The organism is Aliiroseovarius crassostreae (genome assembly GCF_049803815.1).
Taxonomy (GTDB): Bacteria; Pseudomonadota; Alphaproteobacteria; order Rhodobacterales; family Rhodobacteraceae; genus Aliiroseovarius; species Aliiroseovarius crassostreae_A.
This window is the reverse complement of sequence record NZ_JBNAGI010000002.1, coordinates 302,329-318,905: the sequence shown is the minus strand read 5'-3', so window position 1 is coordinate 318,905 and position 16,577 is coordinate 302,329. Positions and strand designations below refer to the sequence as shown.

Below are 16,577 nucleotides of genomic sequence, written 5' to 3'. Positions count from 1 at the left end.
GGCCCCCGGCGGGGGTATTTAAAGCGTTTCGGTTGTTCCCGATGTAGGGTTGAAACCGAAACACTTTAGCGCAAGAAAAAAGGGGCGCTGGATTTCCCATGCCCCTTTTCCGTTCCTTTGGTTAATCAGGCGCGGGTGGTTCCGTCGCCTTCGACCAGATATTTAAAGCTGGTCAGCTGCATCGCCCCCACCGGGCCACGAGCGTGCATTTTACCGGTGGCAATGCCGATCTCTGCCCCCATGCCAAACTCGCCGCCATCCGCGAACTGGGTCGAGGCATTGCGCATCAGGATTGCGCTATCAAGCCGGGTGAAGAACCGCGCGGCGGTGTCATCATTTTCCGTCATGATCGCATCGGTGTGGGACGAGGAATAACGGTTGATATGGGCAATCGCCCCGTCCACATCCTCAACCAGTTTCGCGGCGATGATGCTGTCGAGGTATTCCTTGCCCCAATCCTCATCGCTGGCCGGGACAGAGCCGGACAGCCCCTCGCCCACGCGCACTTCGACTCCGGCTGCGATCAGGTCATTGATGATGGTCTGGCCCAGATCCTGCGCGTCTTTGTGAATGAGCAGGCATTCGGCCGCGCCACAAATCCCGGTGCGGCGGGTTTTGGCGTTCATCACCACACGCGCGGTTTTCTCAGGGTCGGCGTCCTTGTCGATATAGATATGCACAATGCCTTCGAGATGGGCAAAAACAGGCACACGGGCCTCACGTTGCACCAACCCAACCAACCCCTTGCCACCACGCGGCACAATCACATCCACATGATCGGTCATGGTCAAAAGTTCGCTGACCGCGGCGCGGTCGCGGGTCGGGATGCGTTGAATGGCGTCTTCGGGCAGGTCTGCGGCGCGCAGCCCATCTTGCAGGCAGTCATGGATCAGCCCGGCGGAATGAAAGCTTTCCGACCCGCCGCGCAGGATCACCGCATTCCCGGCCTTCAGGCACAGCGCACCTGCGTCCGCCGTCACATTCGGACGGCTTTCGTAGATCACGCCGATCACCCCCAAGGGCGTGCGCACGCGCTTAATGTGCAGACCCGAGGGGCGATCCCATTCTTCTGTCACCTGACCCACCGGATCGTCCTGAGCCGCGACCGCGCGCAAGCCCTCGCACATGCCCTTGATGCGGGTTTCATCAAGCATCAGCCGGTCCATCATCGCGTCCGACAGGCCCTTCTCGCGGCCAAATTCCATGTCTTTGGCATTGGCGGCAATGATCTCGTCCCGGCGCGCCCAGCAGGCATCTGCTGCCGCCATCAGCGCCTTTTCCTTCGCCTCGGATGGAGCGAAACCCAGCTCTTTGGACGCCGCTTTTGCGCGTTCCCCGATCTGGGTCATCATGGTCTTGATGTCTTCGTTCATCTCACTCTCCGCATGAAGTTTGGTATTTATCTTATTGTTTTAAAGGGACATATCATCCCGATGAATCAAGGCCGCGCGACCGGGATAGCCAAGCGCCTCTTCGATCTGATCCGACCGTTTGCCCGCAATGGCGCGCGCTTCGTCGCTGGTGTAACGCGCGAGCCCCGCACCGATATGCGCGCCGTCCGGTCCGTGGATCGTGACACTGTCGCCGCGCCCAAACGCACCGTAGACCGCGGTGACCCCGGCGGGCAGCAGGGATTTGCCTTGCCCCAGCGCACGCTCGGCCCCCGCGTCGACCACAATATCGCCCTGCGGCTTCATCGAAGCGATCCATTTCTTGCGCGATGTCTTCGGGTCAGACCCCGCCACAAACAGCGTATGCGCAGCGCCGTCTTCTAGCGTTTTCAATGGGTTCAGGCGCGATCCTTCGGTGATGGTCATGGCGCAGCCTGCGCCCGTTGCGGTTTTTGCCGCCATCACCTTGGTCTTCATTCCACCTTTCGACAGTCCGGTGCCTGCATCCCCCGCCATCGCTTCGATTTCAGGCGTGATGGCCTCGACCACGTCAAACCGAGTGGCCGTCGCGTCTTCGCGCGGGTTGCCGGTGTAAAGCCCATCCACGTCAGAGAGCAGCACCAGATGATCGGCGCCGATGGTCACCGCCACCTGGGCGGCCAACCGGTCATTGTCGCCAAAGCGGATTTCGTCCGTGGCGACCGTGTCGTTTTCATTCACGATCGGCACTGTGCCCAGGGACAGCAGCGTTTCCAGCGTGGCGCGCGAGTTCAGGTACCGGCGGCGATCGGCGCTGTCTTCCAGCGTGACCAACACCTGCGCGGTGGTGGCACCGTGTTTCGCCAGCGCTTCCTCATAAGCGCGTGCCAGACGGATCTGGCCCACCGCGGCGGCGGCCTGCGATTGTTCAAGCGACAGCGCGGCTTGGGGCAGGCCCAGCACCCCGCGCCCCAGCGCGATGGAGCCGGAGGATACCAGAACCACATCCGCGCCCTGCCCCTTCAGCCAGGCCACGTCATCCGCCAGCGAGGCCAGCCAGTCGGATTTCAGCGCGCCGGTGGTGGTGTCCACCAAAAGCGCCGATCCGATCTTGACCACGATGCGCTTAGCGCCGCTGAGTTTCCCGCGTTCTTTCCCGCTTAGGGCTGCCATTTCTCGGGCTCCTCGACGGGTTTCTGGCGAATGCGGTCTTCGGAAATCTCTTTGCGCAGCGCGCGCAGCACCTCGGTCGTGCCTTTTTGCGCCGCGCCAGACATCAGCATGACCGGACCGGCCACGGCTTCAAGCTCGGCTTTCTTCTCGGCAAGTTCTTCGTCTGTCAGCGCATCCACCTTGTTCAGAACCGTCACGCGGGGCTTGTCGCCCAAGATGTCGCCATAGGCTTCGACCTCGGTGATAATGGTCTGCCAGTCGCCTGGCACATCCTCGGACGTGCCATCCACCAGATGCAAAAGCACCGCGCAGCGTTCCACATGGCCGAGGAACAGATCGCCCAAACCACGCCCCTCGCTGGCCCCTTCGATGAGGCCGGGAATATCCGCCACCACAAATTCCACGCCATCCACGCCAACCACACCCAGATTGGGGTGCAGCGTGGTGAACGGGTAATCGGCAATTTTCGGCCGCGCATTGGATGTGGCCGCGAGGAAGGTGGATTTGCCCGCATTGGGCAGGCCCAGCAGACCCACATCGGCGATCAGCTTCAGGCGCAGCCAGATGGTCCGCTCGACCCCGGGCTGGCCGGGATTGGCGCGGCGCGGGGCCTGGTTGGTCGAGGATTTGAAATGCAGGTTGCCAAAGCCGCCATTGCCGCCCTTGGCAAGCACCACGCGCTGGCCCACCTCGGTCAGGTCGGCAATCACGGTTTCCTGATCCTCGTCCAGGATCTCGGTCCCGACCGGCACGCGCAGGACAATGTCATCGCCCGAGGCACCGGTGCGCTGGTTGCCCATGCCGGGACGGCCATTGTCAGCGAAAAAGTGCTGTTGATAGCGGAAATCAATCAGGGTGTTCAGCCCTTCGACCGCTTCGGCGACCACGGACCCGCCCTTGCCCCCATCGCCCCCGTCGGGGCCACCGTACTCGATGTATTTCTCGCGCCGGAACGACACACAGCCGCCGCCGCCGCCGCCGGAACGGATATAGACCTTGGCGAGATCGAGAAATTTCATGTCTTGTGCCTTTCGAATGGGGCGTTTCAGCGTGTGGTTACTGGCGATAGAGGGAAATGGGCGCAGGCTCAAGCCTTTGCAAGGGTTTGGGCCGGATTTGCCGGGATTGGGCGGGATTACGGTCGCGCCAGACGGTAGGTTCGCGTTGGCAGGATGGCACCACGGGCCCGGCATTCCCCCGAACAGCGCGGCCCTTCGGAAAACCCCAGTTTCTCAAGCACGCGGCCCGATGCGCCGTTGTCATCAAAGACGCAGGCGTTGATTTCGTCCCACGGATAGCGGGTCCAGCAATGGGCAATCAAAGCACGCCCCATTTCCGTGGCATATCCCTTGCCCCAATGGGCAGGCGCGAACATATAGCCCAGTTCTGCCTTGTCACCCTTGGCCGCGATCCCCATCGATCCAACCATGTCTTCACCGCAAAACACCAGCCCCACCACACCTTTTTCCGGATCAAAGGGGACAGAGCGGCTGGCGGTGAAGTCGCGATCCGCTGGCCAGGGCCAGGTGGCGGTCATCTTGACCACGTCATAGTTCGAGACAAGCGCATGCAACGCGTCAAGGTCCGCAGGCTGGGCAAGACGCAGCATCAGACGTTTGGTGGTGAGTGTGGTCATATCCTCGCCTCCCAGGTCGCCCTGCTCAGGGCCACTTTCACCAGATCCAGATCGGTCTTTTGTGACACGCAATGGGCGGTTTCGGTGGCGCCGGTTGGCAAAAACCCAATTTTTCTCAGGACCTTGGCGGACGCAGCATTGCCTTCGAAATAGCCGGATGAAAGCGCGTTTGCTTCGGTATTGCGGAAATACCAGTCCACCAGCGCGCCTGCCGCTTCGCTCATCACGCCGCGGCCATGATGGGTGCGGGACAACCAATAGCCGAGGCTGTCACCAATGCCGGTCACGCCCAGAACACGGTCGCCCTCGCAGATCGCCAGAGCCTCATGCGCGGGCTTGCCTTCGAGAAACCCAAGAAATGCGTCAAAATCCGCGGGCCCATAGGGAAAGGGCACCACGGTAAGCCATTTTGTGACCTCATAGTCGTTCAGGCCCGCCACCACCTGGTCACGGTCCTGAACGCCCAGCGGGCGCAGGGTGAACCGGGGGGTGGTGATCAACATTGTTTGCCCCGTTCAGCCCAGTTTGCGCAGGTAGGTCCAGGTTGGCACATTGGCGCCGCGCGAGATGGAGTGGCTTTCGGCGTCGCCGATATATTCGAACCCCGCATTGGTCAGCACCCGGGCAGAGGCCGGGCTGTCCTGAAAAACCGACGCGAAAATCGTGTCGTTTTCCAAGGGATTGGCTTCGATCAACGCGCGCACGGCTTCTGACGCAAGCCCGCCATTCCAAAAGGCAGGCGCGACCCAGTACGAGAGTTCCGATTGGTTGCGATCAAGACGTTGAAGCGTGATCACGCCCAAAACCTCGCGCTGCCCGTCGCGCGCGCCGTCCATCACCCAGACATCCTGTTTGCGCTCTGCTTCCAGCGCGCGGGCGATAAATCCTTCGGTCGCACCGGGCGGCAAGGGATGGGGGATCGACCGCGTGCCGCGGGCCACCCGTTCATCGCCTGCGTAAAGTTCCATTGGGCCAGCATCCGACTTGCGCACCGGGCGCAGGACAAACCGTTCTGCCTCGATCACGGGCTGGCTGGTAATCATATCATGCATCATGGCTTTCCCTCCTCGAAAAGCTCTGATTTCACAATGCGGGGGTCCGGACCACAGGGGATCAATCCGCTCCGCTCTTGCCTGTTGATTGCCGGGTGCCCTCTTCCATCGCGCGTGGAGCTTCCGACAAACTGGTTAATAAATCCTCAAGGTCCATATGGGGCCGACAGATCGCTGAATAAAGAACCGTCAAAGAAAAAGGGCCGGCGATGACGCCGGCCCCTGAATTTTCAAACCTACAGGTTTCGGCTTACTCAGCGGCCTCCGCCACCGGGAGAACCGAAATAAAGGTGCGGCCTTTCAGGCCTTTGTGGAACTGCACCTTGCCTTCGCTGGTTGCGAAGATGGTGTGGTCTTTGCCCATGCCCACATTGGCGCCCGGCCACATCTTGGTACCGCGCTGACGCACGATGATGTTGCCCGGAATGACGGCTTCGCCACCATATTTCTTTACACCAAGGCGACGACCGGCTGAGTCGCGGCCGTTACGGGATGAACCGCCAGCTTTTTTATGTGCCATGCTATCTCTCCTTAGCTCAGAACTTAGGCCAGCTCTTTGGCCTGCTCAACCCATTCGGGTTTCACTTTTACGGCGTCGAAGGCATCGACGTCGACAGCGGCCAGCTGGGCGAAGGTGGTGATGCCGGCATCTGCCAGCTTTTTGGCAGCGGCCGGGCCGACACCGTTGATTTTGGTCAGATCGTCTGCACCAGCGGCGGCTTCGGCTTTGGCTTCAGCTTTCGGAGCAGCTTTCTTGGCGGCCGGTTTGGCGGCCGGGGCCGCTGCACCCGAAACCGAACCTGCACCAATGGCAGCTTTCACGCCCGATTTTTCGGCGCCTTTTTCCAGCACGTCGGTGATCTTCACCAGCGTCAGTTGCTGACGGTGACCTTTGGTGCGCTTGGAGCTGTGCTTACGGCGACGTTTCACAAAGTGAATGACCTTTTCGCCTTTGATCTGGTCGATCACTTCTGCCTGTACACCAGCGCCTTCGACGACCGGGGTACCAACAGTGGCGCCAACCATGAGAATCTCGTTGAACTGGACGGTTTCGCCAGCTTCAGCAGCCAGTTTTTCAACGCGCAGGATGTCACCAGCCTGAACCTTGTATTGCTTGCCGCCGGTTTTCAGAACCGCAAACATATGGTCTTCCTTCATTTTCCGCGTCCTACGGCCCCGGTTGACCCGGAGTTCCAGCGGCAGGTCGATCCCGCCTGTGCCTCGAACGGCGCGCCCATTTGGGCAGAGATTAAACGATCCGGTAAAGGGATCCCCTTACCAGACTGGCGGCTTATCGGGGGATTTCAGGTATAAGTCAAGAAAAATAACACCCTCGCCCCTGCCCCGACCGGGTTCACGCTTGCGCGAGGGGATTGGGCAGGATAGCCAATGTGAACACCCTGCCGCCTTCGATGTGTGGCATGTCCGCAGTGGAGAGCCAACCCATGTCGCAATACAAATCCAGACCTCCGATGTTTCCGTTGGCCAGCCAGGCCAAACCCGCCGCACCCCTGGGCGCAAACCCCGCGCTTGCCCAGGCGCAAAAGGCGGTGAATGCGGGCCAGGCGGCGATGTCGCAAGGGCGGTTCAAGGATGCGGCAAACGCGTTTCATGATGCGGCGCGGCTGATGCCACGCGATCCGCAGATCTGGACCGTATATGCCAAGGCGCTGTCGATGCTGGGCGACAAGGCGGCGGTGAAACGGGCGCAGAAGCTGATGAAAAAGCTGGGCATGAATGCGGCCAGCCAGAAAAAGATCCTGGCGCAGATGACCAAAAGCAACACGCAGACCTCGCGTCAAAGTGTTGGCATCCCGTCTGAGGTGATAAACAGCCTGCTGGCACGCTTTAATGGCGGCGAGGTTGATGCGGTCGCCACCGAGGCCGCAACCCTGGCCAGGGCCAATCCGAAAAACGAGATCATCCGCCTGGTTCTGGGGGCCGCGCTGGCCGCCAAAGGGCAGCTGGCCGAGGCCGAAACCGCCTATCGGGAAGCATTGGAAATTGCCCCGGATTACGCCGAGGTGATGGGGTATTACGGCGAGCTTTTGATCAAGCAGCGCCGGTTTGCCGAGGCACATGACCTGTTGAAAGAAGCCTTCCGCCAGATCCCGTCGAACCCGAGTGTGCGCGGCAATCTGGGCCATGTGCTGAAGGAACTGAGCCGCCCACATGAGGCGGTGCCGCATTTTGATGCGGTGCTGAAGGCGGACCCGAACAATCGGCTGGCCCGCATGTTGCGGGTGGATTGCCTGATCACGCTGGAGCGCCATGAAGAGGCACTCGCGGATTTTGACGCCATGCCGGATGATTTGCGCACCCAACCAGAGCAAGTCGCAATGCGGGCGGTGGCACTGGACCAAGCAGGGCAGCCCGAAGACGCGCTGGCCCTGATCCGGGACGCGGTCGAAAAGGCCCCCACCGTGACGCGTGTCGCCACCATGGCGGCCAATCTGTTGCAACAACACGGCAAGTTTGACGAGGCGGAAACCCTGCTTGCGAGAGCCATCGAAAACGGCCTTCGCTCGGGCACCGCCTATCGGCAGATTGCCAGCGGGCGCAAGATCCCGCTGGACGATCCGATGGCGCAGACCATGTTGACCGCCTGGGACAATGACCCCGACCTGCCCGGCCGGGCCGATCTGGGATATGCTTTGGTCAAGCTGATGGAAGACAACAAGGCGTTCGACAAGGTCTGGCCCTATCTGGAAGAGGCCAACAGGCTGTGCCTTGAAGAGTTCCCCAATCCGAAGGGCCGCGATCAGAGCGAATTTGACAAGATGATGCGCTTTGCCAAGGACATTGACCTGTCCCGCGTCGGATCCGTTGGGTTTCAGGGGGACAGCCCGATTTTCATCACCGGCATGCCGCGCTCCGGCACCACGCTGGTGGAACAGATCCTTGCCAGCCACTCGCGTGTGACCGGCGGGGACGAGATGGCGCTGTTTCATACCATCGGCTTTGACCACGCCAATCAGGTGTTGGCCGAGGGCGGGACAATCAACGATGTCGATGCGAAGATGCTGGACGAGATTGGGCGCGAATATCGCGAGGCGGTGCTGAAGCGTTTTCCCGGTGCGGATATTGTGACCGACAAGTCGATCTCGACCTACAAGGTGGCGCCGCTGGTCTGGCTGGCCCTGCCCAAGGCCAAGATCGTGGCGCTGCGCCGTGATCCGCGCGACAACCTGTTTTCGATGCTGAAAAACCGGTTCATCGCTGGCGCACATACCTATACCTATGATCAGGCGGATCTGGTGGAGGTCTATCGCCTGTTCACCGAATATCTGGCGGCGTGGCGCAAACTCGCCGCGGATCGGATTTACGAGATCCAGTATGAAGAGCTGGTGGCGGATCCGGAAAATCAGGTGCGGAAGCTGTTGGAGTTTTGCGAGTTGGACTGGGAAGACGCCTGCATGGCCTTCCACGAGAACACCCGCAAGGTGAAGACCTTGTCGATCCACCAAGCACGGCAACCGCTTTACAACTCGTCGATTGGGCGCTGGCGGCAGTATGAAGATCAGCTGGGGGTGATGCTGGACGGGCTGAAAGGCCTGGATGGCGTGCCACAGGATTGATGCGCCCTGCCTCGAAGGAGGAAGGGGCTCTGCCCCTAGAGCTTCGCTCTCACCCCGGGATATTTGGAACAAGAAAAAAGGGGCGCCGTTTTTCGGAGCCCCTTTTGGTTTTTGGTCAGATCTGCATGAAGTCTCATTATTGCAAATAATCCGCGCGTTGCAGGCCGTATTTGGCCATTTTTTCGTTGAGCGTCCGGCGCGGCAGGCACAGCTCTTCCATCACGCCGACGATTGACCCCTTGTGGCGGCGCATCGTGTTGTCAATGAGCATGCGCTCAAAAGCTTCGACATATTCCTTCAAAGGCTTGCCCTCGGTGGTCATCACCGGCTGCACCTCTTCGTGGTCGTTCATCAGGAGCGAGGAAATGGTCCCCGTGCCACGGCGCGATTGCAGCACGGCGCGTTCGGCGATGTTGATCAGCTGGCGGATATTGCCGGGCCACGGCGCCTGCATCAGCTGGGCCGCTTCCTGCACGCTGACGGTTGGCGCGGCGCAGCCATATTCCTCGGCAAACTGGTCAGCAAAACCGGTGAACAGCATCAGGATGTCTTCGCCCCGTTGCCTGAGCGGCGGCAGGGTGATTTTCATCGCGGCCAAGCGATAGAAAAGATCGGGGCGCAGGCAATCTTCGCAGGTCTTGCCCTGTTCTTGCAGGTTACAGATCGCCACAACGCGGGTTTCAGCCGGCGCGCCCTGATCGTTCATCCATGTCAGCAGCCGGGCCTGCAGCCCCATCGGCAGGGCCTCGATATCTTCGAGCACCAGCGTGCCACCCCGCGCCTCTTCGACATAGGGTTGCTGGCCGCCATCTTCCATCGGACCAAACAGGCGGCGGCCGAGATCGTCTTCGTCCTGCCCCAGACAGGGCACCACAACAAACTTTTTCCCGGCCTTCGCGCCCACCGCGTGCAGCGCATGGGCCACCAGCGTTTTACCGGTGCCGGTTTCCCCTTCGATCAGCACATGACCGTCCGATTGCCCCAGATCCAGGATATCTTCGCGCAGGCGCGACATGACGGGCGAGGCACCGATCAGCTTTTTCATAATGGTCGTGCCGTCGCCCAATTCCTTGCGCAGGGCGCGGGCATCCATCGCCAAACGCCGTTTGAGCGTGGCCTTCTTGACCAGATTGGTCATATTGTCCGGGTTGAAGGGTTTTTCGAGGAAATCAAAGGCCCCAACCCGCATCGCCTCGACCGCCATCGGAACATCGCCGTGCCCGGTGATCATGATCACCGGAAGCGAACTGTCGACCGACATGAGTTTCTTCAGGAAATCCATCCCGTCCATGCCCGGCATCCGGATGTCGGAAATCACCACGCCGGGGTAATCCGGGCCAATGGATTTCAGCGCGTCCGCCGCAGACGGGAAGGTTTCGGTCTGAAACCCGGACAGGGCCAGCCATTGTGAAATGGATTGCCGCATATCCTGTTCGTCATCGACGATTGCGATTTTCATTGCCTGAGCCATCGGTACTCCTCTGCGGCGTGTTTCCCCTTCGGGCACCGCTTTTATATGGCCACCTTATTCGGCAGCTTCAACATCATCGTCTTCTTCTTTCAGGATCGGTAGCTCAACTTCAAACACGGCCCCCCCGTCCTGACCATTTCGAGCGGTTAACCGCCCACCGAAGTCATTGACAATGCCCGAAGAGATGGCGAGGCCAAGCCCAACCCCATCCCCCGGGGCCTTGGTGGTGTAAAAGGGTTCAAACAGGTTATCGAGGTCAGAAACCCCTGCCCCGTTGTCGCGCACCGAAATCAGCGCGTAATCGCCGCGGCTGACAATAATGTCCACCTGGGGCGCGTCTATGGTCTTGGTGGCGTCGATGGCGTTGCGCATCAGGTTGATCAGCACCTGTTCCAACCGCAAGCGATCCCCCATCACCATCACCGGATCACGTGGGATATTGCGGGTGATCCGGACCTCGCGGCGTTTCAACTGCGGCTCCATCATCGACAGGGCAGAGGACACGCAATCGCGGATATCCATCGGTTCAAACGCGTCACCGCCTTTGCGGGCATAGGATTTCAGCTGTTTGGTGATCGCCCCCATCCGTTCGATCAGGTCATCCACACGCTGGAAACTGGACAGGGCCTCGTCCGGGCGTTTGCGCTGCATCAGCAATTTCGCCCCAGCCAGATAGGTTTTCATCGCGGCCAGGGGTTGGTTCAGTTCATGGCTGACCGCGGCGGACATTTCCCCCAGGGCGGCGAGTTTCGAACTTTGCGCCAGCGTCTGTTCTGCCACCTGCAGGTTCTTTTCCGCGCGTTGGCGTTCGGCAATTTCGCGCTGCAATTGCTGGTTCAGCTGCCTCAGCTCGGCCGATTCCTGCGCGAAGACAACCGACCGGAACTGCGCCCGACGGCTGATCATATAGAAGGTCAGCGACAACAACATGGCAAAGGCCATGATCTCCAGCGACAGGAAGGCGTTTACCTTTTCGCGCACCGAGGCGTAAGACGTAAACGACGCAATGCGCCAGCCTTGAAACGGCACTTTTGCTTCATGCCGCATCACAGCCTCACCCAGAAACAACATCTCTGACGGCAAGGCCGACCATTCGATTGTGTTTCGGAAATTGCGCCGGATCGCGGCCATGGCCGGCACCAAACTCAGGGCGTCACTTTCATGTTTTCCGCGCCAACGCGGTTCGGTGGCCAGAATCACCTGGCCTTCGGAGTTGGTGACCAGAATGGCGTCAGAAATCCCCGCCCAGCTTTCTTCAAACTTGCGCAGGTCCACCTCGACGACAATCACGCCGATCACCTGATTGCCCGCTTCGATCTTGCGCGAATAGGTGAATTCATACGCGCCCGCTTCGGATTGCACCGCGGAAAACACCGTCTCTGAACTGCGCAGGGCATCCACAAAATGCGGATCCGAGCGGTGACTTTCCCCCAGGGTTTCGCGGTCCGTGGCCGCGACGATGCGCCCATCCCCGTCAAGCAGCACAAGGGATTTGGCCTCAATCTCTTCCCGGTAAGAAATCAGGCGGGCGGAGCTTTGAGAGAAGTCGTTTGAATTCAACGCATTGATCAGCGCAGGATCGCGCGACAACAACAGCGGCACCACCGAATTCCGCTGTAACTCGCTGATCAGGTTGCCGGAATACAGCGCCACGCGCACTTCCGCCCGGTTGCGGGTGCTTTCGGTATAGCGTTCAGTCAGCCAGCGGTTCGAGACAAAAATCACCAGGGCCGCCAAAGACACCAGCGCCAACAAGACAAGACGCGCCCTGAGCGAGACGCCCGGGCGCGGTGTCGGCACCGGTTTGACAGCTTCCGGAGCAGGTTTCTGGGTGACATCCGCCATGCCGCAATCCTACGCGCCATGGCGAAGCGCCACAAGTCAGAGAGCTTATGCAGCGACCACCGCATCCACCAACGAGCGGAACATTGCCACCCCGTCCGTGCCGCCATGGGTCTCGTCCACGCAGCGCTCCGGGTGCGGCATCATGCCGAGCACGCGACGGTTCTTGGAAATCACGCCCGCAATGTCGCCGGTCGACCCATTGGGATTGTCGGTATAGGTGAAGGCAATCCGGCCTTCGTCGCGCAGCTGCGCCAGCTTTTCATCGGTGACGTTGTAATTGCCATCGTGATGCGCCACCGGAACGGTGATCTCCTGCCCCTGACTGTACCCTGCGGTAAAGTCATTTTCGGTGGTTTCCACTTTCAAACCAACAGGTTTGCAGATGAACTTCAGGTTGGAATTGCGCATCAAAGCCCCTGGCAGAATGCCGGTTTCCGTCAGCACCTGAAAACCGTTGCAGATGCCAATGGCATAGCCGCCGCGTTCCGTGTGCTTGATCAGCGATTTGGTGATCGGCGACTGGGCGGCAATCGCCCCGCAGCGCAGGTAATCGCCAAAGGAAAACCCGCCCGGCACACCGACAATGTCGAGGTCTGCCGGCAGCTCGGTTTCCTTGTGCCAGATCATCTGGACCTGAGCGCCCGCCCGCTCAAAAGCCACCGCCAGATCGCGGTCGCAGTTTGAACCCGGAAATACAATGACGCCCGCCTTCATCACAGCACCTGAATGGCGTAGTTTTCGATCACGGTGTTGGCGAGCAGCTTTTCGCACATCTCCTTGATCTGATCTTCCGACGTGCCCTCGGCAACCTCCAGTTCAATCACCTTGCCCTGACGGACCTTCTCGACGCCGTCAAAACCCAGGTTGCCAAGCGCGTGGCGCACGGCCTCGCCCTGCGGGTCCAGAACGCCGGTTTTCAGCATCACATCTACACGAACTTTCATAGGAGAGATTCCTCAGTTGATCAGGGTCGGTTTGGTGTTGGGATGGGTCACGTTCGAGGGCAGCACCCCCAAACGGCGTGCCACTTCGGTATAGGCATCGGTCAGGTTGCCAAGGTCACGGCGGAACACGTCTTTATCGAGCTTCTCGCCGGTTTCAATATCCCACAGGCGGCAGCTGTCCGGGCTGATTTCATCGGCCAGGATCAGGCGTTGGAAATCGCCTTCATAGACGCGGCCAAATTCGATTTTGAAATCGATCAGCTTGATGCCCACGCCAAACATGACACCCGACAGGTAGTCGTTCACGCGCAGGGCCATATCGACAATCTCGCCCAACTCCTGTTGCGTGGCCCAGCCAAAGGCCATGATATATTCTTCCGGCACCAGCGGATCGCCAAGCGCATCGTCTTTGTAGGAAAACTCGACAATTGGGCGCGGCAGTTTAGTGCCCTCTTCCAGCCCCAGACGTTTTGCCATGGATCCGGCGGCCACATTGCGCACAATCACTTCCAGCGGCACGATCTCGGCCGCCTTGATCAGCTGTTCGCGCATGTTCAGGCGTTTGATGAAATGGTTCGGCACGCCGATCTGGGCAAGCCCGGTCATGAAGAACTCTGACAGGCGGTTGTTCAACACGCCCTTCCCGTCAATCACGTCTTTCTTCTCGGCGTTGAAAGCGGTGGCATCATCCTTGAAATACTGCACCAAAGTGCCCTGCTCTGGCCCTTCATACAGAACTTTTGCCTTGCCTTCGTAAAGTTTCTTGCGCCGTGCCATGATGTCTCCGCCAATATGTGCAGCCCGCAGGAGCCCGACGACTCCCGTCTGTTGCACGCGCTATACGCATTTCCTTGGCTTGAAGCAACAATTGGGCAGAAATATCCCGCCTTTCCTGCTGTTCCTCTAAAAACAGATGTGAAATCCTGTGGATGAGAGCGCTAGCGGGGTTGCGAGATCGCCCCGCAATGGGCATATCAAAGGGAACACATGTTCACCCAAGGATAGGGAAACCGGAATGACCACTTTTGACGATCGCGAAACGGCATTTGAAGCGAAGTTTGCTCATGATGAAGAAATGAACTTCAAGGCACAGGCGCGCGCCAACAAGAAACTGGGCCTGTGGGCGGCCGAACAACTGGGCAAAACCGGTGATGAGGCCCAGGCCTATGCCAAAGAGGTGATCGCCGCGGATTTCGAGGAAGCAGGCCATGAGGACGTGGTGCGCAAGGTGGTGGGGGACCTCAACACCGTGACCGCCGAAACCGTTCGCGCCAAGCGCGCCGAATGCCTGATCGAAGCCAAACAAGAGCTGGCCAGCGAAGCCTGATCCTCGCATAAATCCAAAGACCAAGGCGTGCCCCGAAGGCGCGCCTTTTTCGTTTGGGCCCGATGTTTTCGAGCGTCTGGCGCGCCTGATGGGGCAATGCTGCCCCCGGGCAAAAATGCAGAAAACTTGATCTGTTAACTCTCCCTTTGCCCCCGCCCGCGCACTCTGTTGCAGGAAACGCGAGAGGGGAACATGCAAAGAAAAGGTCACAATGTCCGGGCGACAAGCTGGGCTGCGAAAGGTGGAATGCGGCAAACCATTGCCGCTGCCATGGCGCGCGCAGCAACAGTGGCGGATGCAGATGGCGTGGATGTTCGCAGGCTCCTCGCCCGGCAAATGCTGCCACTTGGGTTTGCCATCGGCATTGTCTGGCTCTTGTGGGGGCAGTTGGATGGGCTTGATTTTCGCCATGTCTTGTCATCGCTGAAAACCGTCAGCCCTATGCAATGGGGTTTGGCGGCCGCTTTGTCTGCCCTCTCATTCTGGGCACTGGGGCGGTATGACCGGGTGGTGCATCGGTTGATCGGCTCAGATATCCGGTCTGGTCCGGCGCAGTTGTCGGGCGTCACGGCCATTGCCCTGTCTCAAACCGTCGGCCTTGGTGTGATCAGCTCGGCCCTGGTACGTTGGCGCATGTTGCCTCAGATTTCCCTGATGCGGGCTGTGCAGATCTCGATGATCGTGTCCGTGTCCTTCCTGTCCGCCTGGGCTGTTGTGGCCGCTTTGGTTGCGCTCTGTGTGCCATTGGCCCTGCCCGGATCGGTTTGGATTGCATGGGCGGTTTTGACCGCTGCGGTGCTGCTTGTGGGCCTGTCGATCCTGCGCCCTGCCCTCCTGTCGCGCCTGAACCTGCCATCCGTCAAAGCGATGGGCGCATTTGTGATGCTTGCCGCCATCGACACCGCCGCTGCGGGTGCCGCCCTTTGGGCCGTGATGCCCGCCGATTGCGACATTCAACTTCTGCCCTTGGTGGCGGCCTATATGATTGCCTTGGGGGCCGGGCTGATATCGGGCACGCCGGGCGGGGTGGGCCCGTTTGAAGTCACCCTTCTTGCCCTTCTGCCGCAGCTGGACCCGGAGCCCTTGCTTGCCGCCATCCTGGTGTTTCGCACCATTTATTATGCCATCCCCGCCCTGATCGCTGCGGTATTGACCATTCGTGGCCCACAAGACCAACCGGACCGCCCGGACACGCGGGCAAAGCTGGTCCCGCTCGACCTCGCCCCAAATTTACCTGCGCGCCTGTCGCGTGCCATTTCAGACGCCCCGCGCGCCGAAACCGCGCTTTTGCGCCAGGGGCTATTGTCTGCCCTTGAGCTGGGCAATGGGCGTGCCGCCTTTATGGCCAGGCGATCCGGGCAAAGCCTGATCCTCCTGTCGGACCCGCTACGAGTGGACCAGCAAAGCGCGGCGGTTTTGCAGGATGTTCAACGGCTAGCCTCCGAAAGCTACGTGGCGCCTATCCTTTACAAAATTGGCGCGCGTATGGCGCTAAGCGCGCGACGTGCGTGCTGGGTGACCCTGCCCATCGCGCGCGAAGCCTGGCTCAATCCGACCGGTTTTACGCTCGAGGGATCTTCGCGCAGGCAGCTGCGGCGAAAACTGCGTCAGGCTGAAAAGGCCGGGGTAACCATCTGCAAGGGCGGCGCGGATCTTCCGGTGGACGAGATGGATCAGATTGCCCGCACCTGGTGTCGAACCCGGGGCGGCGAACGGGGCTTTTCCATGGGCACCTGGCAGCCTGAAACCTTGCCCCATGCCCAGGTGTTTCTGGCCCATCAAAATGACCAACTTGTCGGCTTCGCCACTTTTCATAAAAACACGCAAGAACAGGTGCTTGACCTGATGCGCTTGACCAATACCGCACCGGATGGGACCATGCAGATGCTGGTAACGGCAGCCATCGAAGATGCCGCAAAATCCGGTTGCGCTCGCCTGTCTCTGGCTGCTGTGCCGCTGGGCAAACAAGCCCATGAACCGGCCCTGTTTCACAAACTGCGCGATACATTGGACCAGATCAGTGGCGCGGCGGGCCTGCGCCAGTTCAAATCCGCCTTCGGCCCCAATTGGGAAACCTTGTATATGGCGGCCCCCAACCGGCGCGCATTGGTTTTTGGGGCGATGGATGTGGCCCGTGAAATCGCCCGCCCCGCAAAATGCCCGGGCGCGCACACGGGTTGA

Annotated in this window: 16 protein-coding genes; 3 read left to right on the top strand and 13 right to left on the bottom strand. The window is 60.1% G+C overall.

Going from position 1 to position 16,577, the window contains the following annotated elements; translation table 11 throughout:
* Positions 1–125: 125 nt before the first annotated feature.
* The 8 genes from ACP15V_RS07335 to ACP15V_RS07300 form a co-directional block, all read right to left on the bottom strand.
* Complete coding sequence (locus tag ACP15V_RS07335) at positions 126–1,373, bottom strand: glutamate-5-semialdehyde dehydrogenase (RefSeq protein WP_424943019.1); 1,248 nt, start codon at positions 1,371–1,373, stop codon at positions 126–128.
* Positions 1,374–1,412: 39 nt separating this feature from the next.
* Complete coding sequence (gene proB, locus ACP15V_RS07330) at positions 1,413–2,543, bottom strand: glutamate 5-kinase (protein ID WP_424943018.1); 1,131 nt, start codon at positions 2,541–2,543, stop codon at positions 1,413–1,415.
* Entirely contained in the window at positions 2,531–3,562 is a 1,032-nt protein-coding gene (gene obgE, locus ACP15V_RS07325) for a GTPase ObgE (RefSeq protein ID WP_424943017.1), read from the bottom strand. The genes proB and obgE overlap by 13 nt, the downstream gene beginning before the upstream one ends.
* A gap of 116 nt (positions 3,563–3,678) precedes the next feature.
* On the bottom strand, positions 3,679–4,179 hold the full coding sequence (locus ACP15V_RS07320; RefSeq protein ID WP_424943016.1) for a GNAT family N-acetyltransferase: 501 nt from the start codon (positions 4,177–4,179) through the stop codon (positions 3,679–3,681).
* Positions 4,176–4,682 (bottom strand): GNAT family N-acetyltransferase, encoded by a 507-nt coding sequence (locus ACP15V_RS07315; RefSeq protein WP_424943015.1) that lies wholly within the window; start codon positions 4,680–4,682, stop codon positions 4,176–4,178. The genes ACP15V_RS07320 and ACP15V_RS07315 overlap by 4 nt, the downstream gene beginning before the upstream one ends.
* Before the next feature lie 12 nt (positions 4,683–4,694).
* Entirely contained in the window at positions 4,695–5,234 is a 540-nt protein-coding gene (locus tag ACP15V_RS07310) for a GNAT family N-acetyltransferase (protein ID WP_424943014.1), read from the bottom strand.
* Between the two features lie 247 nt (positions 5,235–5,481).
* Entirely contained in the window at positions 5,482–5,751 is a 270-nt protein-coding gene (gene rpmA / locus ACP15V_RS07305; protein ID WP_055191863.1) for a 50S ribosomal protein L27, read from the bottom strand.
* Between the two features lie 23 nt (positions 5,752–5,774).
* Positions 5,775–6,374, bottom strand: a complete 600-nt coding sequence (locus ACP15V_RS07300; RefSeq protein ID WP_424943393.1) for a 50S ribosomal protein L21 — start codon at positions 6,372–6,374, stop codon at positions 5,775–5,777.
* Positions 6,375–6,652: 278 nt separating this feature from the next.
* Here ACP15V_RS07300 and ACP15V_RS07295 point away from each other — a divergent pair, with 278 nt between their 5' ends.
* Positions 6,653–8,809 carry a sulfotransferase gene (locus ACP15V_RS07295; RefSeq protein WP_424943013.1) on the top strand — a complete coding sequence of 719 codons (2,157 nt, stop codon included), beginning with the start codon at positions 6,653–6,655 and terminating at the stop codon, positions 8,807–8,809.
* Positions 8,810–8,945: 136 nt separating this feature from the next.
* Here the strand turns inward: ACP15V_RS07295 and ACP15V_RS07290 are convergent, their stop codons facing one another.
* Genes ACP15V_RS07290 through purC form a run of 5 tightly spaced genes read right to left on the bottom strand, consistent with a single transcriptional unit; the run spans position 8,946 to position 13,846 of the window.
* Entirely contained in the window at positions 8,946–10,280 is a 1,335-nt protein-coding gene (locus ACP15V_RS07290; protein WP_424943012.1) for a sigma-54-dependent transcriptional regulator, read from the bottom strand.
* Positions 10,281–10,334: 54 nt separating this feature from the next.
* Positions 10,335–12,125 (bottom strand): sensor histidine kinase, encoded by a 1,791-nt coding sequence (locus tag ACP15V_RS07285; protein ID WP_424943011.1) that lies wholly within the window; start codon positions 12,123–12,125, stop codon positions 10,335–10,337.
* 45 nt (positions 12,126–12,170) lie between these two features.
* Complete coding sequence (gene purQ / locus ACP15V_RS07280) at positions 12,171–12,839, bottom strand: phosphoribosylformylglycinamidine synthase subunit PurQ (RefSeq protein WP_424943010.1); 669 nt, start codon at positions 12,837–12,839, stop codon at positions 12,171–12,173.
* Positions 12,839–13,069, bottom strand: a complete 231-nt coding sequence (purS, locus tag ACP15V_RS07275; RefSeq protein ID WP_424943009.1) for a phosphoribosylformylglycinamidine synthase subunit PurS — start codon at positions 13,067–13,069, stop codon at positions 12,839–12,841. Before purS ends, purQ begins: the two co-directional genes overlap by 1 nt.
* Before the next feature lie 12 nt (positions 13,070–13,081).
* Positions 13,082–13,846, bottom strand: coding sequence for a phosphoribosylaminoimidazolesuccinocarboxamide synthase (purC, locus tag ACP15V_RS07270; RefSeq protein WP_424943008.1), 765 nt, complete (start codon positions 13,844–13,846; stop codon positions 13,082–13,084).
* Between the two features lie 238 nt (positions 13,847–14,084).
* Between purC and ACP15V_RS07265 the strand changes: the two genes are divergently transcribed.
* The gene (locus ACP15V_RS07265; RefSeq protein WP_424943007.1) at positions 14,085–14,396 is read left to right on the top strand and encodes a DUF1476 domain-containing protein; all 312 of its coding nucleotides are present in this window, start codon (positions 14,085–14,087) and stop codon (positions 14,394–14,396) included.
* A 246-nt stretch (positions 14,397–14,642) separates the two neighbouring features.
* Positions 14,643–16,577, top strand: coding sequence for a phosphatidylglycerol lysyltransferase domain-containing protein (locus ACP15V_RS07260; RefSeq protein WP_424943006.1), 1,935 nt, complete (start codon positions 14,643–14,645; stop codon positions 16,575–16,577).